Genomic DNA, 19,301 nt, shown 5'->3' on the forward strand with positions numbered 1-19,301 from the left:
AAATTGAAATTCATAAGATTCCAATACAACAACGAAGCAAAGTACGGTTTCATAGGGGATAACGGTATCATAGAGGTGTCAGCAGAGGATTACTTAACCAATAATCACAAAGGATTAAAAAAATACCCAGTTAATGTGAAGATTCTTCCTCCAGTGAATCCTTCAAAGATAATATGCGTAGGCCTCAATTATAGGGACCATGCAGACGAACTAGGCATGGAAATCCCTGATGAGCCCATAATATTTTTGAAGCCGCCGAGCAGCATTATAGGAGACAGGGATCCCATAATCTATCCGATGATGTCTAGTGAAGTTGACTATGAGGTAGAATTGGCAGTAGTAATATCCAAGGAGGCTAAAAACGTGGACAGAGAAAATGCCAAGGATTTCATAGCAGGTTACACTATATTAAATGATGTTACAGCCAGAGACCTTCAAAGGAAGGATGTGCAATGGACACGCTCCAAAAGCTTTGACACTTTCTGTCCAATCGGGCCATGGATAGAAACAGATATCAATCCACATGGACTCGAAATATCCCTACATTTAAACGGAGAACTTCGACAACACTCAAACACTCGGAACATGATCTTCGACGTGTACGAGCTTGTGGAATTCATATCAAATATAATGACCTTAAAAAAGGGGGATATTATCGCAACAGGAACACCCCCAGGTGTAGGTTCCATGAAACCAGGAGATGAAATCCAAGCATCCATAGAGGGTATTGGAACTCTTAAAAATAGGGTGATCTATTCCAAGTAGATCGCAGGCTTATAGGGGATGGCATTTTTAGCTTTCCCCTCTGGATCATACTCAGCATCTTCGTGGATTATTATCTCTGCGTTAACTTCTTTTTCTATGTAATCTTTAGCATCAGATAATATCCTATACTCATCAACACGTCCAGGATATTCTCCCCTCAGGGTATCCTTAAGGATCCTTTTTATAAAATCTACCAGCTCTTTCTTATCATCGTGTATTCCTTCAGAGATGGCGCGTCCCATCAAAGCCCCTATATCTGGTTTGTCCATATCATAGGCCATCTCTAGTACTCTCCATTTCCAGTCAGGGGCAACATATACGTGCACCTTCTCAGGGGCTATGTTTAGGATCTTTTTGATCTCCATTATATCTTTAATGGTATCTTGGACTATCTCCTCGGCCCTTTGAACCTCTAGGCTTATAAATTCTTCATGGAGTTTTGGCCAGGGAGCCTCTGATACGAAACCGTCACCACCATATTTTTCCCACATCTCCTCTGCAGTATGTGGAATGAATGGTGCCATTAAACGGATCCATACACTCAGAAGGTATCTGAGAACATCCTTAACTTCTTCATCCACATGATCCCCTATACGTTTCATGTAATGATCAACATCTTTCCTCAAAAGGAAAAACGCCTCTTGGACGGCTCTTCTCGTCTGAAATCCCTCAAGGGCCTTTGTAGCCTCTCTTATCCTTAGGTTTATCCTGGCCATCATCCATTTACCAATAAATGATGAGGGCTCTGGGGTCTTTGAAACTGATAATCTCTTTGATCCTATCATGTTAGAGATTTTATCCCCGAATTCTCTGAACCATTCAAGGCGCCTTTTCGTGCCTATGACCTCTTTTTCCCTCCAGTCGAAGTCTTGCCAAGGTTCTGCAGATGACATTAGAAACAGTCTTACAACATCGGCTCCATGGGCTTCTATAGCATCTGATAATAATACAACGTTCCCTTTTGATGATGACATTTTCTTTCCTTCAAGCAGGCCCATGCCAAATACTACTATGCCCTTTGGCCATTTGGATGGTGGGAATATCGCGGAATGATGGAACAAATGGAATGTGAGATGGTTGCCTATGAGGTCTTTTGCTGATAGTCGCCAATCTAATGGATACCAGTAATTGAATTCATTTGAAATTTTATTTGCCAACTTTTCATCTATCTTTAGTTTATTATCTTGGCCTAGGAAGATTTTGTCGAAGAATTTATCATTTAAGTCATTGGCTGGTAATCTTTTCAGGTGGGGTGCTATGGTATAATATGACATGTAGATTGTTGAATCGCTTAGGGGTTCTATTATCCATTTGGGATCCCATGGTAGGGGCGTTCCAAGGCCTATTCTCCTTGCACAGGCCCAATCATCTAACCATTCAATGTAATATTCGAAGTTTGCCTTCACTTCTTCTGGTATTATCTTGAGGGAGTTGAGACATTTTAGGGTTAGGTTTTTCCATTCTTTGTCTGAGTATTTTATGAACCATTGGTTTTCCATTATCTTAACGATGCAGCGGCTTCCGCATCGGCAGATCACAGGATGTTCGGCGAAATCGAAGATTTCATCAGCTTTGCCCTCTGATTTTAGGTGTTCTGCTATTTCTTCACGTGCCTCTGCCACTGGTTTGTCGCTGTATTCTGGTATGTGTTGGCTCATCTTACCTTTGGCGTGTTCGATCTTGTAGAGTTCGTTTGTGGCATCATCTAATCTGGGATCTTTTTGGTTTTTTATTTTGAATTTTTCTATGGTTTCGCAAGCGGGGCATTCTCCATAACCTTCAGTTGTTATTACATTCACGGGTTTTATTCTTTCGATGTTTTCTAGTTTGTATTTTTTCTGTAATTTTCTATCCTTTTTCAAGTCTTGGAGCGCGATATAATCTGCTGGGGCATGTGCCGGGACTGAGAATACAATACCTGTACCATATTCCGGGTCGACGAAATATGCGGGTAGTATCGGATGTTCTTCACCTGTCATGGGATTTTTGACATTTGAACCTACCAGTTCTTCTGGGTTGACCTCTTCTACGAATTTCATGTCCTTTTTTTGCTGTGATAAGTTTTTATATGATTTCTCGCTTATAATCCATTTTTCCCCGTCCACTTTCACTTCAATATATTTTTCTTTTGGGTTTAACCAGAGGTTTGTGACTCCGAAGATGGTTTCTGGGCGGAATGTTGCAGCTACAAGGTATGAGTCTCTTAGTTTGAATTTGAGTATTGTGAGTTGATTTATGGCTACTCCTTCCCCTTCTAGGAGGTCGTGGTCTCCTACTGGGTTTTCGCATTCTGGGCAATACTTTACTGGATGTTCACCTTTGCGGATTAGTCCCCTTTTTTTTAGTTTTTTTATCTGCCATGCTATGAACTTTTGATATTGTGGGTCTGTTGTCTTGAATTCTCTTCTCCAGTCGATTGAGTAGCCCATGGCTTTCATTATCCGCTTGTATTCTTTGCTGAAATATTCTACAATGTATTCTGGGTCTGTGAATTTTTCCAGTTCCTTGGGTGGGACTTTGTGAACTTTTTGGTATACTTTCAGTGTCCATGGGTCTCTTCTTTGGATTCTTCTGGCTATTCCGATAACTGGGGCGCCTGTCACGTGCCATGCCATTGGGAAGAGTACATTGTAACCTTGCATGCGTTTAAATCTTGCATATACGTCTGGTACTGTGTAGGTTCTTCCATGTCCTATGTGCATGGCTCCGCTTGGATATGGATAAGCTACTGTTAGGAATAGTTTCTTATCACCATGGGGGTTGGCTTGGAAGATCTCTGCTTTTTCCCATTTTTTCTGCCATTTTCTTTCGATATCCAATGGATCACCGCCCAGGTTCTCGTCTTATTTCCCTTAATAGCCATTTGAGGTAATCTTTTGATCCTCCTTTGATGGGAAGGTGGATGATGCATGGGTTTTCATAACTATGTAGTTCTTTAACTCTTTTTATAATTTCTTTAACATTTTCTTCAATTGTTTTAGCTATTAATATGGATTCTTCATCTTCTTCTATTTTATCGTCCCACCAATAAAATGATTTTATGGAGGGTATTATGTTCACACACCCTGCTAGTCTTTCCTTGACTAGCATTTCACCTATTTTCTCTGATTCTTCCACTCCAGATGTTGTTATATATACTATGGCAAACATATTTTATCCTCCCTTTGGAATTGGAATCTCTGGGGGGTTTATTTTATGACTGGAGTTTTTGACCATCTTCCTTATACGTTTAACCTCTCCTATTGGTACTTTTATCCTTTCACTTATACTCTGGTCATCTAGGCCATGGTCTACCATTAAGTATAATATTTTATCAAGGATAGGATATTTTATTCCAAGTTCTTCTTCGTCTGTTTGCCCATACCATAATCCTGCAGTGGGTGTTTTCTCTATTATCTCCACTGGCACCTTTAGTTTTTCTGCTAAGAGTTTTACCTGGCCTTTGTATAGGCAGCCTATGGGTAGTATGTCCACGCCACCATCACCATATTTTGTGAAGTAACCAACTAGAAGTTCAGTCCGGTTCCCAGTACCAACCACAAGCCTATTCATTGAATTGGAATGATAGTATAATATTATCATCCTCATCCGAGCTTTAAGGTTGCCCATTGCAAGTTTAGTGCCCCTATGATAACATAAAGATTTGAAAGGTTCGATCAGAGGGTCTATTCGGATTGTTTCATTTTCTATACCGAGGATTTCAGCGACCATATGTGCATGTTTAATATCAACTGGACTGGTAGTCCTTGTCGGCATTATAATCCCCAGAACTCTATCAGGGCCCAGCGCCTCTTTACAGAGATAAGCGGTGACTGTTGAATCAATCCCGCCACTTAAACCAAGAACCACACCCCTGGCCCTGGCCTCTTCAACCTTATCTTTTATAAATTTTTTAATCAGGTATATTACTTTTTCATTGACTGGAGGAAGATCCATCTACTAACACCACGGTTTCACTATAAGAACAAAATTTTATATCCTTCAAGGGGCTCTTTTTTTTGATGGAAATTTTAATATAGTATATAATTATTAGTGTTATACGATCCATTTATAAAATAATAGGGATCTTATTCTAAAAAATAAGATAATACATCTAGGAGGTATGCAATGGCGTTCAAAGATTTGTTCAAGTTTAGCAAGGGAAAAACAACATTCATATTCGTAGGGGGTAAAGGAGGGGTTGGTAAAACCACTATATCAGCTGCAACAGCCCTCTGGATGGCTAAATCCGGTAAGAAAACGCTTGTAATATCAACAGACCCTGCACATTCATTATCTGATTCATTTGAGAAAAAGATAAGTCATGTGCCAACATTCATCCAAGAAAACTTGTATGCGGTTGAAATAGACCCTGAGATTGCAATGGAAGAATACCAAGAAAAATTAAAAGAACAGTCAGAGGTAAACCCTGGCATGGAACTTTTACAAGAACAAATGGACATGGCCTCCATGTCCCCTGGAATCGACGAAGCAGCAGCCTTCGACCAATTCCTAAAGTACATGACAACAGACGAATATGATGTTGTAATATTCGACACCGCACCAACAGGACACACACTGAGACTTTTATCATTCCCGGAAATGATGGACTCATGGGTGGGGAAACTGATAAAACTTAGGAGACAGATAGGGGCACTTGCAAAGGCGTTCAAGAACATCCTACCATTCATGGGAGATGAGGAAGAAGAAGACAGGGCACTAAAAGACTTAGAAGCCACAAAAAAGAAAATCAGCGAGGCAAGGGCTGTGATGTCAGATCCTGAGAGAACATCATTTAAGATGATCGTAATCCCAGAAGAAATGTCAATCTACGAATCAGAAAGGGCTATGAAAGCGCTTGAAAAGTATGATATCCACACAGACGCTATCATAGTGAACCAGATACTGCCAGAAGAAAGTGACTGCGAATTCTGCAGGGCAAGAAGGCGATTACAACAAGAAAGACTAAAAATGATACGGGAAAAATTTAGCGACCAAATATTGGCACAAGTTCCATTACTCAAAAAGGAGGCAAAGGGCATAAAAACATTAGAAAAAATAGCTGAGATACTCTATGGCCAACCATTAACAGACAACAAAGACGCCTCCACAGTCAGTTCACCATGAAAAGTCGCTCAAAGTCCTAAAGATAAAAAATCTGCCAATCCTCAAACTTTAAAACGTACCCCATTCTGTGAGGGTTTTTTATTACACTCGTCAATGAAAGTTTCATCCTCTTTCTTATTAGGTTGAATCTAACTAGGGAAATTAAAATCCTAAAATTTATAAAACAAAGTGGATAATGTAATCACATGGATTAGTAGAGGGGTTGGTGATATGAAAGTAGCAGTTTTTGGCGCTGGTAATCAAGATCTTTATGTTAGACATTTGAATTTACCTGAAAAGTTTGGTGGAGAACCTCCTTTTGGCGGTAGTAGGATGGCGATGGAATTTGCAGAGGCGGGACATGATGTCATCCTCGCAGAACCAAACAAGAACATATTGGAAGACGAGCATTGGAAGATAGTGGAAGATACTGGGGTTAAAGTAACTGATAATGATGTTGAAGCCGCCTCTAACGCCGAGATCGCCATACTATTCACACCATTCGGTAAAAAAACCTTTGAGATTGCTAAGAACATAATATCACATCTTCCAGATGGAGGGATTATATCAAACACTTGCACAGTTTCTCCAGTAGTATTATATTATGTTCTTGAAAGGGAGCTTAGAAGAGAAAGACAAGACATTGGCATAGCATCCTTGCACCCGGCGGCCGTGCCAGGAACACCATATCACGGTCATTACGTGATTGGTGGACGTGCAACAAGCGGACTCGAACTTGCAAGCGAAGAACAAATACAAAAGTGTGTCGAGCTCGCTGAAAGCTGCGGTAAAACAGCCTATGTGGTTCCTGCTGACGTTTCAAGCACAGTGGCAGATATGGGATCCCTTGTCACAGCCATAACACTTTCAGGTGTCCTTGATTATTACTATGTTGGCACCCAGATCATCAAGGCCCCGATAGAGATGGTTGAAAAACAGATACTCATGACACTCCAGACAGTAGCATCCCTCGTAGAATCATCAGGTGTCGATGGAATGCTAAAAGCCATAAACCCAGAATTATTAGTTAAAAGCGCAACTTCAATGCACCTACTCAAAGAACAGGAAATATTAGACGCAGCTCTCAACATGCTTTCCAACTTAGATGATGATGTCATGAAATGGATCGAAAAAGGTGAAATAAAACACACAGATCTTGTAGCTGCCCAGGCACTTACAAAGGAGCTTAAAAATCTCATGGGGGGCACGGCAGCTGAAGGCACGATCAGACGTTGCATGAGAAAAATGTTCGAATAAAAAATATCCCCCCATAATGTCTCCTTTATTTAAGTTCCCAGGGGGAACATTTTTCTCTTACGAATCCTATTTTTTCCATTTTGATAATATAAGATGGGATATTTTTTCTCAAACTGCCGTTAACAGCCCCCATTGCGAAAGCGAAGAAATACAGAAAGTTATATATAGCACCAACTAATAAAAAATGGCATGTAGGACCGGGAACAACCCCCCCAAAACGCTTGTAGAGAAAAGACTCCCACCTCCTAAAAGATCACCTTCCACTAGAAAGTGAGTGGAAATGGGGGGCGAATCCTCCCACTGAAGCAGGAAGAACCCCATAAAGGGAGTTTTGGTGTAAAACATGACAATAGATGAATTAGACCTTATTGAAAAGGTCTATGAATTGAAAATAAAAAATAAAAAGGAGCTTGCAGAGGAAATCTTGAAAAAATCCAATGAAGGACATGACATCCTATTCTTGTGCACCATAGTCAATTCATGGATAGCGCAAAACTACAAACCAGGAGAAATCAAAGTCCCACTTAACATAATAAAGAATGTAAAATAGGGATACTGTGGAATATAGACAAGTACCATTTATCACATTATCAGAGATCGGATGCAGAGTATGGATAACATTATCAGGTTGCAACTTCAAGTGTAGAGGATGTTTCAGTAACGCTAGAAAACCCACAGGCAAACACCTAACTGTAGAAGAACTTGTAAAACTCATAAAAAATTCATCCCAAAGATACTACGGAAAACTCCCAGAAGAAATCATCATAACAGGAGGAGAACCAATACTAGACAAAGAATACCTCCTAAGGCTAATATCAAAATTAAACTTCGCATACATCATTTTGGAAACTAACGCATATCTACTTGACAAGGAATATATCAAAGAGCTTGTCGAGGCAGGTGTCAAGGAATTCATGGTCGACTTGAAAGCATTAAATGATAAAAAGCACGAATGGTATACTGGTTTCTCCAATAAAAAAATATTAAAGAATATAAAAACAATCCAAGAAAACGCCAAACTCGTAATAAAAACCCTATACATTCCAGGACTCGTTGAAGAAGATGAAATAGGGGATATAGCTAAATTTATAGCGGCCATCAACCCCAAAATAGAATATCGCATCAACGACTTCAAAACAAGACATGGCCTATCAAGAGATCCAACGATCAATGAAATGGAAAAGGCCTATAAACTTGCGAAAAAACACCTCAGAAATGTTGTGATAAGCAGAAGTTGCAGAAGAGAAAGCAAACCACTAAAGAAAAAAACATGGATAACAGTATTCCCAGATGGCACATTCAAAAGAAGATCAACAAAAGACTACCATCTTATTAGAAGATCAGGACAGTTATCACAGGAGACCATCCAAAAACCTCAATAAGACACTTAAAAACACATAAATGCGCGACACCACCCCAAAGTTAGGACCAAAGTTAGCACAGTATATCACTTAAAGAAAAAAAATAAAAGAAGGTGGGAAGGTTTATCTATCTGCGTATAAGCGGCCAAGTGCCCTAGCATAGAAGATCTGAAGGTAGGGGATCACAAAGAGGTAAAGGATCAACCCTAGGATGATTAAAACGATTATTAATCCCGTTGTCGCGATTTCTGTGGCTATCTGGGCTATTGCTGCTGCTCCAAATGCCAAAAAAGCTGGTATGAGTATAATGTAAAATGCAAATAGAGTCACGTTTAATGCACCTAGCTGTATTATTGCAACGCCTATGATCCAGATGATATATTTTATCCATGAAATTTCTGATATGACATTTAATATCTCCCCGACTTGGAATGCTGCCCCTAGCCTATCATTGAATGCCATATGGGCTATTGCGATTTGCTCCACCAATCCAAATATAATGGCTAGGATAATCCCTATTACTCCGACAATAATCCCAGCAGTAGGGTTGGCATTGGCTAGGAAGACCCCACCAAATATGATTATTATTGGTATGAGCATGTAGACTATGCCTACAACGAGGACTTTGAGTCCGTCGATTAGCATGTCACCCCATTCATCAAAGTCTGGAAGTTCATCGAAACCGGCTATTGTGGCCTTAAGAACTCTTAGATTGTACCCGACAACAAGGAATACTGGAATTATCAAGAAACTTATTAGGTTCAATATTCCTAATATTAAGACTTTATTCAAATCCGATCCTGGATAATCAAGGGCTTCCCCTACAATTTCACCAACTTTCATGTTTTTATACCTCCTAAATTACCATATCATTTTATTATATATGAGGTGATCCAATTAAATTGGTGTGAAATTGGAAAAATAAGCAATCAGGAACCCCCCTTATTATACGATATTTATGTATTGGTGGTCATATAGAGGTTAACGACTTACATGAAAAACCTTATAATTATATTCTGGGGAGTGAGAAAAAAGAGATGTGTTTTTATTTTTTGAAGCATGGTATACATACTATCTTTCCATTTTTTATCCTTGCGCGGTGTTCTGCTACTAGTTCTTTACATTCTGCGCATCTTAGTGAATTATAGATTGTTGCTTCTTTTGGGGGTTTTACCTTCACGTCTTTAATGGTGAAGATTTCATAGGGGTTCATTTCAAGGATTTTTTCGGGTAATTCCTCTCTCTTGGCTTTGAATTTCTCCATTAATTCTTGGACACTTTTATCTAATGATATTCTGATACTTTCTCCTGTTTTTCGATCTATGAAGGTGTAGACATGTTTTCCATAATCCTTGAAAATTAGGTTTCCTTTGCCGAACGTGCACCCAGTCATGAATTGTATCGCATCTATACTGCAACTGTTATTTTCTACTATGGCGACGATTTCCTCATCCTTGGATTTCCCGAATTTTTCAATTACGATTTCACCGATTTTGAATCCAATTGCTGTCCCCGGGCAAGAATGGCCATGAAAATCGACGATATCATCATATTTCATTTTTCCACTCCTTGGATGTTTTCAATAGACTCTATAAAAACTTTGTTATTACTTCGTATTTAAATTTTGGAGGAAAGTGTAATAATATATGTTTATATATTATTATGATATATTATTTTTTGTTGATTAAGGAGAGGGAGGTGTAATTGGATTGCAGAAGAATATTGTGATTCTGTTGTTCTTAGTGGTTTTCATGGCTTCTATGGGGGCTGTTTCGGCTGAAGAAAACAGTACATGTGAAATAGGCATAAAAGTGAACTATGAATACCAGGACCAGATAAACCCGACAATAGAACTTGCAGACCCAAACGGACCAATAAACTATCAGAAAGCATTCGACCCAGCAGCAAACATCACAAAAATAACATTCCGACACCCACAACCAGAAACAAAATTCAACATAACAATAAAAGCACCAGGATACCAAGCAAAAACCCAGGAACTCACACTAACAAAAAACCCAACTGATCCAAACGACCCAAAATACTACGCACACCTAGAAATACTAATGCAAGCCACAGAAGCCTACAAAATAGGAAGAGAAGTAACCAAGAAAGCCGACCAAATCCTAAACTTCACCAAAACCGGACAAGTACTAGTAATAACAACAGCAGGCATAGTTAAATATAAAAACAGCACTTCAGAGGATGCGATTGAAGGCATATTAAATGAAGCGAAAAACATTGTCAGTTATGGTAAAGGAAATCTCATAGTACTCAAAAAAACGGCCATTGACCCGTTAATATTTGCATTTGTTATCAGAAAAGGCAATGATCTCATACTAGCCTACTATATCAACAACACCCTTATATACCATGGTACAATTTCCCAGAACATGACACAAGGGCAATGGAACAACTTTACACAAAAAATAGGGAATGACGCATTCCCAATAGCGAGCCTAGCCAACGCTTGGGCTATAGGAGCACCCATAGACTTGTTGAAACAGGCCGCGTTCCATGGACATTTATGTAGTGGGTGTATAAGCGGATATGCGATGAGTAAAACAGTCTACATATATTATCCTCCTATAGTGGACTTTTCAACAGGATCTCCAATAGAATTGACAAGTTATATGACGATAGGCGTGCCAGGAGGATCAGATGACGACGCACTAATCCTCGCACTCGACACAACACCCGGAAAAAGATCATATATGGGTTATGGAACCAACAACGACACAAGTCTCGTGGGTTTCATAAGATGGAGCAGCCAGGCAAAAAAGGGAACGCTCATTGTCATGAAATTCGATGAAAATGCTCTTAAAGCCACATTCAAAAATGAGACAGGAATAACAGTAGTAGATGACACATTATCTGAGCTCAAATTCAATGCATGGTTAGTGAAAAAAGTTACAATGGATCCAACATCAGTGGTTACAATTGTCAAGGAACTGGAAAACCTCACAGAAGAACAATATTATTACTTGGTAGGCAAAGAAGTCAATTACGCCCAGGTAAATGAAACACACGGCCTCGACGTGGATTACATTAACAGTCTCAACCTTCCAATGGCAACAAGGGCGAACAACACACCACAAGGAACCACTTTAGGTTATGAGGATCTCAAAAAAATAGGGGAGGATGCAGCGAAACTTGCAAAGGAAATTTTCATGAACGAAAAAGGAATCAACCTACAAAGGGATGATCTGAAGATCGCGGTTTTAACATCAGCAGGCTACGTTTACCTCAACGGCCAAGCCACAGATCCATGTTACGATGGGATATTTGAAGTTCTAGGGGCGAGACTTAGCAGAAAAAACCTTTTACCCATACATCAGCCATTCTACAAGCCACTCTGGTTCACATTCACCTTGAAAGGATATGATACCCTATATTCAGTTTTCATAACCTATGATCCTACAACAGGACAACTAATAGCAAAGGGATCATCTAATGGTACGAAGGTCAATGACATCGGCCCAAAAGCTTTAAATGACCCTGTAAAAGATGGTGAAAATGCGAAAATATTCGGATCAGTCTACTTCAACATTGAAAGTATAGCCAATGCATGGAAACATGATGTACCATACGACCAGCTAATGGCATTTTTATTCCACAACCATGTATGTCCAGGGGTACAACCAGGATTCTTCATAACAGAATATGTCCTTGAAAAGTACCCACTCACAGAAGGCCAAAAATACTTATGGTTCGGTACAAGCATTTATTGCAAAGATGATGCACTCCTCTACTTAATGGGTGTAACACCGGGTACTGGCACATACTTTGCAAAGAGAGTACTCCAACAAGAAATAGTATCTCCAATGGTCCCAGGTGGAAGCGAAGAAGGCATACTAATAATCTGGGATGAAATAAACAATGTGGGGAAAGCCATTTCAATTACTTTCAAATGGCCAACATTCGATCTAAGTGACTGCAAAACAAGAAACGCAATGTTCGAAAAATGGGCGACAGCCTTCATAATGCTCTACAAAGGCGAAACACCAGTTTACATGAGCACACCAATGATATTAACAAAAGAAAGTGAAAAATGGATAACAAGTGAAGAAATGAATTACATTGTATCTGGCGCAGCTGGAAGTCCATTGTCATTTTTAAGGTCAATACCAGATCGTCAATTCTCTGACCTAGTACCCGGCACTCCAGGTATTCCAGGTGTTCCAGGTACTCCTGGCGTTCCAGGTACTCCAGGTACTCCTGGTGATTCGGGTACTTCTGGTGGTGTTTCTCCTGGTTTCATTGGTTCCTTTGTGGGTGCTGTTTCAGGCGCCGCTAGTGTTTCAGCCGCGGCTTCTCCCGGCTCTGGAAGTGGACAGGGTAAGGCTTATGAGGTTACAAGGGCTTCTACAGGTACTAAGTCAGCGGGTGCTGGATGGTACATCTATGGAATCATCGGAGGCCTTATACTAGTTGGACTGGCAGCTTTCGGATTCCTTAGAGGCGGCTTCAAAACCTAAACCCCCACAATTTTATTTTCCCCCCTATGAATGAACTTTGAAGTTTTAGAATATTCTTTTTTCAAATGTTTATTCTATTATAGCTTCTTTGAAGAACTGTGGCAGGAGAGAACGGTATAAAGGGCTTCTGAATAGCATTGTTATATTTGCGTCGAGGATATAAGTGTAACATTCATCGTCGTGGGCGCGCATACCCCGGCCGTAGGCTTGCATTAAGGTCATAACTGTCTTGTAAGCATACCATCTCTTATCTCTTTGTTGGCGCATGTTAACTTGTTTGTCGCCGAGATAAGGGAAGGGGATCTTATAGATTACCTGGAATCTGCACTTGTCATAGGGTAGGTCTACACCTTCGCTCATTGAGGGACTTACAAGCACGAGCGGCTTTTCACTTTTCTCAAAAAAGCCTAATACTTCTTCGCGGTTGTGAGTGTCATGGCCTATGAGGCGGTTATCAAGGATATTCTTTAGTATGAACTTTTGGCAACGATAATTGTGAGTGTGTATAAGTCCCTTATCATACTTGTGCCTTTCTAGTATCCTTTTTAGTGTAGGGATTGTTTTTGGTGCTGTGTCCTTTATCCTATTTTTTGACATTCTTCCGATAAGTTTTAATTCTATTGGTCGTCTAGAAGCCGGGAATGGGCTGTCAACCTTCAAGAAGAATGATTCTTTGGGGTTTATGCCGAGCCATTGGCAAAACATCCTATCTGAGAGTATTGTTGCGCTCATAAACAAGCATGTATCTGCATGGGAAAAAAGATAATTTGGAGCGTATTTATTGATTTGCAGTGGCTTGAAGGATACTTTCTCATGGTTTGTGTCGATAATCCAATTTTCAGGTTCTTTTTCCAAGCTCTTTTTAAGTTCATCTAGACGTTTTATCATCCTTTTTATCCTATTAGCTCGCCTTTGAGGCATCTGACTCTTGTCAAGATCCTTGTAATCCTGGGAGATGGCTTCGATTGGAAGTATCCATTCTCTGGGGTCATCTTCCTCGAACATCTCGGCAGGTATTTTCTTTTTTGTGTCCTTTTCCAGCCTTTTATTGGAGAGATTGACCTCGAGTCTTTGCATGAGTTTGTTTTCTATATTATGGGCCTCGTCCAATACCATTAATCTTCTTTTTCCAAAGTGGCCTACATAATTGAATTCTAGGAGGGCGTAATCGTAGTTCATTAGGGTTATGGGACTGCTTATAGCATGGGCTTTTTGTTCCCAGTACTGGCAATGTTCCTTTGACCTGAAATAGATTTTGTTTCCATGAGAGTCCTTGAAAGCTTCTTTGAAAAATAGTGTTTCACCGCGGCTGACACCGTAAGGGCACTGAAAATTCTCAGATGATGGTGTGGTCTGGCACACCCCAATGTCGCAGGTAGATTCGAAATCATCACTTTTACAATAAAAATTTGACCGGCCCTTAACAGTCGGGATCCGGAATTCCCTAGCATATTGATCTTGCAACTGTTTTGTCATTGTAAGGATATATGCTGGCTTGTATATTCTCGTGAGTGTTGTTGCTATCGCTGATTTTCCTGTTCCAGTCCCGGCTTCTAATATAATATATTTGTAGCCTTCTTCTATGGCCTCGTAGATGTCATTTATTATATCTAACTGTCCAGGTCTTGGTTTGGGGAATGGGAAATTTTCTATGATATTATCAGGGATGTGGGGATGTTCTTCTTTTTTAAGAGTTCTTCTTTGGATTTTGTCTGGGAACATTAGTCCTCCTTTATCCCTTTTACACATGCAGTTTTTCTTTAACATCCCACATTTAGGACATAGAATGGTTTTTTCCATTGTCTTTTTTATTATCGGGTAAGATATATAATAGTATAGGCTAATAGTAATTTTGGTGTTTAGATTGGGTGGAGGAAAGCTTATTGGTGTTGGTGTCGGGCCAGGTGACAGCGAACTTCTCACACTCAAAGCCGTTAGGATTATAAAGAGTGTGCCAGTAATATGCGCGCCAAGATCTTCCAAGAATAAACCAAGCAAGGCTCTTTCAATCATCAGGGACATGCTCACCAGTAGAGATGATTACAAGTTACTTGAACCGGTTTTCCCTATGACAAGGGATATTAGCGAGCTTGAACGGCACTGGGACGAGGCTGCCAGGCTCGTTGCCAGTGAACTAGAAAAGGGGTATGATGTGGCATTTGTAACACTTGGTGATCCTTCGTTGTATAGTACGTTTTCTTATCTTCAAGAGCGTATAGAGAATCTTGGTTTTGAGGTTGAGATGGTGCCTGGGGTGACATCATTTGCAAGTTGTGCTGCTAGCGCTTCCATGGCACTTGTCGAAGGTGACGAGATACTCGTAGTGGTTCCAAGAGTTGATGAAAGATTTAAAAAAATAGCACCCCATGTAGATACTTGTATTATAATGAAAAGTCCAAGGTCTGGAAGCGAAATAGAGGATATAATAGATGAGGATCCGCGGGAGAAGAAGATAGTTTCCTTTGAAAATTGTAGCATGAGAAATGAGACAATCCAAGAGGGATTCATGAAGAATGGAAATTATCTTTCAACAACAATTATAAAATTCAAAAAATAAAGGAATTTTGGTAGAGGGAACCTTATATTACAATGTCTTCAATTTGACCTTTTGAACGGGAAGATTTTCCAAAACTGCTTAACTTATTGTGGGAATCATTTTTCAATAATTTTACCTTGTGCAAGGGAGTGTATAACCATAAAATATATATATTAGTATATTTGAATACATGGAATTATGAATCAGAGGTTAGGGTTTCTCGAAAGGTATTTAACGCTTTGGATATTCATTGCAATGATATTAGGGGTATTGTTAGGCTATTTCATGCCTTGGGTATCTTCTTTTATCAATCAGTTCCAGATTGGGACTACAAACATTTTTATTGCTATTGGATTAATTTTGATGATGTATCCTCCACTTGCCAAGGTTAGATATGAAGAATTGGGGCAGGCTTTCAGGGATATTAAAATATTGGGGTTGTCTTTAGTTCAAAACTGGATAGTAGGCCCCATATTAATGTTCATTTTGGCAATTACATTTCTAGCAAACTATCCTGAATATATGGTTGGTTTAATTTTAGTTGGAATTGCAAGATGTATTGCCATGGTAATTGTCTGGAATGAGCTTGCTAGGGGAGATACTGAATACGCAGCTGGACTTGTAGCCTTCAATAGCATTTTTCAAGTTTTATTTTACAGTGTATATGCATGGATCTTTATCACACTTTTACCACCATTGTTCGGTATTCAGGGAAGTGTTGTAAAAGTCACTATACTTCAAATAGCAAAAAGTGTCTTTATTTACCTTGGAATTCCTTTTATAGCTGGGATAGTTACAAGATTCACTCTGCTGAGGTTAAAAGATAAGGAATGGTATCATACTAGGTTTATCCCTATGATCAGTCCAATTACACTTATAGCTTTATTATTTACAATTGTTGTCATGTTCAGCCTAAGGGGGGAAACAATTATCACGATCCCCTATGATGTTCTAATTATCGCCATACCTCTACTTCTCTACTTTGTTGTCATGTTCTTCGTATCATTCTATCTAGGATATAAATTGAAGGTGGATTATCCGAAGACATGTGCATTGTCCTTTACAGCAGCAAGTAACAATTTTGAATTGGCGATCGCCGTTGCTGTAGGAGTTTTTGGAATAGGATCTGGTGTTGCATTCGCAACAGTAATCGGTCCTCTCATAGAAGTTCCAGTGCTTATAAGTCTTGTGAATGTCGCACTTTTCATAAAGAGAAAATATTACATATGAGCGATAAAAAAGGAAAAAAGCGGACCCGCCGGGATTTGAACCCGGGACCTTGGGATCCGAAGTCCCACGTCCTATTCCAGACTAGACCACGGGCCCCCCTGAAAAATCAATTTTTCACGTTTTTATTTTGTTTGTTATATTTATAAATTTTTTTCGATGAATTGAAATTCAGAGTAAATGAAATGGTCAGAAAAAGAAATTCAAGCTGCCAAAATTTTTCGATCCAATTTTCAAAAAAATCTTTCCAACTTAACTTTTAAAAGGGTATCAGTTGGAGATTTAACATTCAATGCTGTTAGAAAGGCTATAATATTAGCCTATATGGGGTATATAAAATGGGAACATAAAATATGGTATAGGGTGATTAAGATGCTTACAAAAAGGATAATACCATGTCTTGACTGTGACTTACAAGTACCCCATGGAAGGGTTGTAAAAGGTGTTGAATTCAAACAGATAAAATATGCAGGAGACCCTGTTGAACTCGCAAACCGTTATTACGAGGACGGAGCCGACGAGATAGTATTCTTGGATATAACGGCTTCGCATGAGAGAAGGGAAACAATGATGCATGTGGTAGAGGCCACCACTGAGAATGTTTTCGTACCCATCTGCGTAGGAGGGGGTATAAGAAAGCCTGAAGATTTCGTTAAAATGCTTAAAGCCGGCGCAGATAAATGTTCAGTGAACACAGCCGCTATAAAGAATCCGGAATTGATTAATGAAGCTTCAGAGATCGTGGGGTCCCAAGCTTGTGTTGTTGCTATCGACGCGAAAAGAAGATACGTCGACAATCCCAGAGAATCCGATGAGCGTTTCATAGTAGAAGTGGAAGATGGTTACTGTTGGTATGAATGCAGCATTTATGGCGGCCGCGAATTCACGGGTATTGATGCGATACAATGGGCAATTGAATGCCAGGAGAGAGGAGCTGGTGAAATACTTTTAACATCCATGGATCGTGACGGTACAAAGAAAGGCTATGATATTCCATTGACAAGAGCTATAAGCGAGAATGTTGACATCCCAGTTATAGCATCAGGCGGTGTCGGCGAACCAGAACACATGTATGAGGCTTTTACAGAGGGTAAAGCTGACGCTGCATTGGCTGCGAGCATATTCCACTTTAATGAATATCCAATCCCCACAGTAAAAAGATACTTGAAGGAAAAGGGAATACCAGTTAGATTGTGAAGGGATTTGGTGGGGATGCAAGGAGCCTTCAGCATCAAGGCAAGGGAATTCGACTTGGACGCTACGATGTACAGTGGCCAGACGTCCCAACCTCCATGGCACGAAAAAGGAAAATATTACAGTGAACTTTTGATGATAGATGATAAACCTGCCCTTGTAACAATAAAACAGACACATGATAAACTCCACGTTAAAGTAGAATCCCCAGAAAAAGTACATTTATCAGAGGTTAAAGAGAGGATAAATTATATATTTGATCTTAAATTCGACATTGAGGCGTTTTATGATTTTTTATATTCTTATCCACCTCTTGATTCTATAGTGGATTATTCGAGGGGGCTTAGGCTCTTCTTGGCCAAGGACGCTTTTGAGTGTATTATATCATCTATAGCTTCGGCTAATTGTTCAATAAGGCGTTGGACCAGGGCGATAGGTAATATGAAAAGGTTGTGGGGTCAGGGATATGTCTTCCAAAGGGGTACATTTTATAGTTTCCCATCCCCTGATGTCCTAGCAGTTTTGGATGATGATAGTCTGCGGGCAGCTGGTTTAGGATACCGTGCAAAGTATATCATTGGAACATCTAAAAAGATAACTAGGATAAAGTTAGATGGTATGGACTATGATGAGGCATTCCGTTTACTTTTGGAGTTGCCAGGGGTCGGGCCGAAAGTTGCGGATTGCATCTTACTTTATGGTTTTAGGAAACTTGAAGCATTCCCTGTTGATGTGTGGATCCAAAGGATAATGGAACACCTTTTCAAGGTTGATTATAAGCATCTGAGGGATTTTGCAAGGGACGAGTTCGGTGAATACGCAGGTTATGTGCAATTATACCTTTATAATTATGCGAGAAAATCTGGAATACTTGGGGGAGTCTGATGATAAAAGAGACGATCCAAGAGTTCAAATCTAAGTGTGTTAGATCCTATCAGAAACTTCTCAAGTCTTTGGATGAGAAGTATTGTTGGAGGTGCCCCCAACGCGTCACACGTGACAGGATAGGGTGTAGAGAAGCTGATGCATGGGTTAGGATGAGAGAAGCCCTTGATGATGCCATCAAGTTTTATATAATAGAAGAAAGGGATGAGGATTTCCTCCACAGGATCCTACAGAGGATCCATGAAAAGGGCTTTGAAGCTAAAATCTTTATCATGAAGAAACCCGAACTTAATGGATTTATGGTAGTCAGAGAAAAATCTTCAGGATTTAAAAAGGGTGAAAATGTAATAATAAATGACAAGATTCTTAAAGTGGAAGATGTAGAAAAGGGTTATATTATTAAGACGTCTGAAGGATCCCATCCATCATATAAGATTCAAGGGATTCTATTAGATACTATCAACAAGGAACACCCACTCTATAAATATTTCAAGAAGATAATCTTATGATAAG

At 39.7% G+C, this 19,301-nt stretch carries 17 protein-coding genes and 1 tRNA gene; 11 read left to right on the plus strand and 7 right to left on the minus strand.

The window, feature by feature from the left end:
• Window positions 1–3: 3 nt before the first annotated feature.
• Entirely contained in the window at window positions 4–765 is a 762-nt protein-coding gene (locus ACZ5XX_RS02730; RefSeq protein ID WP_464585384.1) for a fumarylacetoacetate hydrolase family protein, read from the plus strand.
• On the opposite strand, the gene leuS is transcribed toward ACZ5XX_RS02730, so the two are convergent.
• Genes leuS through ACZ5XX_RS02745 form a run of 3 tightly spaced genes read right to left on the minus strand, consistent with a single transcriptional unit; the run spans window position 753 to window position 4,701 of the window.
• Window positions 753–3,584 (minus strand): leucine--tRNA ligase, encoded by a 2,832-nt coding sequence (gene leuS, locus ACZ5XX_RS02735; RefSeq protein WP_464585386.1) that lies wholly within the window; start codon window positions 3,582–3,584, stop codon window positions 753–755. The two genes, ACZ5XX_RS02730 and leuS, sit on opposite strands and share 13 nt — an antisense overlap.
• Window positions 3,585–3,588: 4 nt before the next feature.
• Window positions 3,589–3,915: a divalent-cation tolerance protein CutA gene (cutA, locus tag ACZ5XX_RS02740; RefSeq protein WP_464585388.1), complete on the minus strand. Its 327-nt coding sequence runs from the start codon at window positions 3,913–3,915 to the stop codon at window positions 3,589–3,591.
• A gap of 3 nt (window positions 3,916–3,918) precedes the next feature.
• On the minus strand, window positions 3,919–4,701 hold the full coding sequence (locus ACZ5XX_RS02745) for an NAD+ synthase (RefSeq protein ID WP_464585390.1): 783 nt from the start codon (window positions 4,699–4,701) through the stop codon (window positions 3,919–3,921).
• Between the two features lie 171 nt (window positions 4,702–4,872).
• Between ACZ5XX_RS02745 and ACZ5XX_RS02750 the strand changes: the two genes are divergently transcribed.
• The 4 genes from ACZ5XX_RS02750 to ACZ5XX_RS02765 all read left to right on the plus strand — a co-directional run bounded on the left by ACZ5XX_RS02750 (window position 4,873) and on the right by ACZ5XX_RS02765 (window position 8,489).
• Window positions 4,873–5,871 carry a TRC40/GET3/ArsA family transport-energizing ATPase gene (locus ACZ5XX_RS02750; RefSeq protein ID WP_464585392.1) on the plus strand — a complete coding sequence of 333 codons (999 nt, stop codon included), beginning with the start codon at window positions 4,873–4,875 and terminating at the stop codon, window positions 5,869–5,871.
• Window positions 5,872–6,081: 210 nt separating this feature from the next.
• Complete coding sequence (locus ACZ5XX_RS02755) at window positions 6,082–7,107, plus strand: H(2)-dependent methylenetetrahydromethanopterin dehydrogenase-related protein (RefSeq protein ID WP_464585393.1); 1,026 nt, start codon at window positions 6,082–6,084, stop codon at window positions 7,105–7,107.
• Between the two features lie 343 nt (window positions 7,108–7,450).
• Window positions 7,451–7,657 (plus strand): hypothetical protein, encoded by a 207-nt coding sequence (locus tag ACZ5XX_RS02760; protein ID WP_464585395.1) that lies wholly within the window; start codon window positions 7,451–7,453, stop codon window positions 7,655–7,657.
• 7 nt (window positions 7,658–7,664) lie between these two features.
• Window positions 7,665–8,489: a radical SAM protein gene (locus ACZ5XX_RS02765; RefSeq protein WP_464585397.1), complete on the plus strand. Its 825-nt coding sequence runs from the start codon at window positions 7,665–7,667 to the stop codon at window positions 8,487–8,489.
• A gap of 102 nt (window positions 8,490–8,591) precedes the next feature.
• On the opposite strand, the gene ACZ5XX_RS02770 is transcribed toward ACZ5XX_RS02765, so the two are convergent.
• A complete protein-coding gene (locus ACZ5XX_RS02770; RefSeq protein ID WP_464585399.1) occupies window positions 8,592–9,311 on the minus strand; it encodes a DUF4013 domain-containing protein in 720 nt (239 codons plus the stop codon).
• A gap of 202 nt (window positions 9,312–9,513) precedes the next feature.
• Window positions 9,514–10,026 (minus strand): FmdE family protein, encoded by a 513-nt coding sequence (locus ACZ5XX_RS02775; RefSeq protein ID WP_464585401.1) that lies wholly within the window; start codon window positions 10,024–10,026, stop codon window positions 9,514–9,516.
• A gap of 193 nt (window positions 10,027–10,219) precedes the next feature.
• On the opposite strand from ACZ5XX_RS02775, the gene ACZ5XX_RS02780 reads away from it, so the two are divergent.
• Window positions 10,220–12,946, plus strand: a complete 2,727-nt coding sequence (locus tag ACZ5XX_RS02780) for an FmdE family protein (protein ID WP_464585403.1) — start codon at window positions 10,220–10,222, stop codon at window positions 12,944–12,946.
• Window positions 12,947–13,015: 69 nt separating this feature from the next.
• Here ACZ5XX_RS02780 and ACZ5XX_RS02785 read toward each other — a convergent pair whose 3' ends face one another.
• The gene (locus ACZ5XX_RS02785; protein WP_464585406.1) at window positions 13,016–14,746 is read right to left on the minus strand and encodes a helicase C-terminal domain-containing protein; all 1,731 of its coding nucleotides are present in this window, start codon (window positions 14,744–14,746) and stop codon (window positions 13,016–13,018) included.
• Between the two features lie 64 nt (window positions 14,747–14,810).
• On the opposite strand from ACZ5XX_RS02785, the gene cobI reads away from it, so the two are divergent.
• On the plus strand, window positions 14,811–15,503 hold the full coding sequence (cobI, locus tag ACZ5XX_RS02790; RefSeq protein WP_464586164.1) for a precorrin-2 C(20)-methyltransferase: 693 nt from the start codon (window positions 14,811–14,813) through the stop codon (window positions 15,501–15,503).
• A 177-nt stretch (window positions 15,504–15,680) separates the two neighbouring features.
• A complete protein-coding gene (gene arsB / locus ACZ5XX_RS02795) occupies window positions 15,681–16,712 on the plus strand; it encodes an ACR3 family arsenite efflux transporter (RefSeq protein WP_464585408.1) in 1,032 nt (343 codons plus the stop codon).
• 20 nt (window positions 16,713–16,732) lie between these two features.
• Here arsB and ACZ5XX_RS02800 read toward each other — a convergent pair.
• Window positions 16,733–16,808: transfer RNA gene (locus tag ACZ5XX_RS02800), tRNA-Arg, on the minus strand.
• A 273-nt stretch (window positions 16,809–17,081) separates the two neighbouring features.
• On the opposite strand from ACZ5XX_RS02800, the gene hisF reads away from it, so the two are divergent.
• Genes hisF through ACZ5XX_RS02815 form a run of 3 tightly spaced genes read left to right on the plus strand, consistent with a single transcriptional unit; the run spans window position 17,082 to window position 19,297 of the window.
• Window positions 17,082–17,906, plus strand: a complete 825-nt coding sequence (gene hisF / locus ACZ5XX_RS02805; RefSeq protein WP_464585410.1) for an imidazole glycerol phosphate synthase subunit HisF — start codon at window positions 17,082–17,084, stop codon at window positions 17,904–17,906.
• Between the two features lie 15 nt (window positions 17,907–17,921).
• Complete coding sequence (locus ACZ5XX_RS02810; protein WP_464585414.1) at window positions 17,922–18,788, plus strand: DNA glycosylase; 867 nt, start codon at window positions 17,922–17,924, stop codon at window positions 18,786–18,788.
• Complete coding sequence (locus ACZ5XX_RS02815; protein ID WP_464585416.1) at window positions 18,788–19,297, plus strand: hypothetical protein; 510 nt, start codon at window positions 18,788–18,790, stop codon at window positions 19,295–19,297. The genes ACZ5XX_RS02810 and ACZ5XX_RS02815 overlap by 1 nt, the downstream gene beginning before the upstream one ends.
• Window positions 19,298–19,301: the final 4 nt, after the last annotated feature.

It is taken from the genome of Methanothermobacter crinale, assembly GCF_055397825.1.

Bases quoted from the DNA above. Each gene is read 5' to 3' on its own strand.
- hisF (WP_464585410.1), top strand. From the start codon at position 17,082: ATGCTTACAAAAAGGATAATACCATGTCTTGACTGTGACTTACAAGTA.
- ACZ5XX_RS02755 (WP_464585393.1), top strand. From the start codon at position 6,082: ATGAAAGTAGCAGTTTTTGGCGCTGGTAATCAAGATCTTTATGTTAGA.
- ACZ5XX_RS02750 (WP_464585392.1), top strand. From the start codon at position 4,873: ATGGCGTTCAAAGATTTGTTCAAGTTTAGCAAGGGAAAAACAACATTC.
- arsB (WP_464585408.1), top strand. From the start codon at position 15,681: ATGAATCAGAGGTTAGGGTTTCTCGAAAGGTATTTAACGCTTTGGATA.
- ACZ5XX_RS02775 (WP_464585401.1), bottom strand. From the start codon at position 10,026: ATGAAATATGATGATATCGTCGATTTTCATGGCCATTCTTGCCCGGGG.
- ACZ5XX_RS02780 (WP_464585403.1), top strand. From the start codon at position 10,220: ATGGCTTCTATGGGGGCTGTTTCGGCTGAAGAAAACAGTACATGTGAA.
- cutA (WP_464585388.1), bottom strand. From the start codon at position 3,915: ATGTTTGCCATAGTATATATAACAACATCTGGAGTGGAAGAATCAGAG.
- ACZ5XX_RS02770 (WP_464585399.1), bottom strand. From the start codon at position 9,311: ATGAAAGTTGGTGAAATTGTAGGGGAAGCCCTTGATTATCCAGGATCG.
- ACZ5XX_RS02760 (WP_464585395.1), top strand. From the start codon at position 7,451: ATGACAATAGATGAATTAGACCTTATTGAAAAGGTCTATGAATTGAAA.
- ACZ5XX_RS02810 (WP_464585414.1), top strand. From the start codon at position 17,922: ATGCAAGGAGCCTTCAGCATCAAGGCAAGGGAATTCGACTTGGACGCT.
- ACZ5XX_RS02815 (WP_464585416.1), top strand. From the start codon at position 18,788: ATGATAAAAGAGACGATCCAAGAGTTCAAATCTAAGTGTGTTAGATCC.
- ACZ5XX_RS02745 (WP_464585390.1), bottom strand. From the start codon at position 4,701: ATGGATCTTCCTCCAGTCAATGAAAAAGTAATATACCTGATTAAAAAA.
- ACZ5XX_RS02785 (WP_464585406.1), bottom strand. From the start codon at position 14,746: ATGGAAAAAACCATTCTATGTCCTAAATGTGGGATGTTAAAGAAAAAC.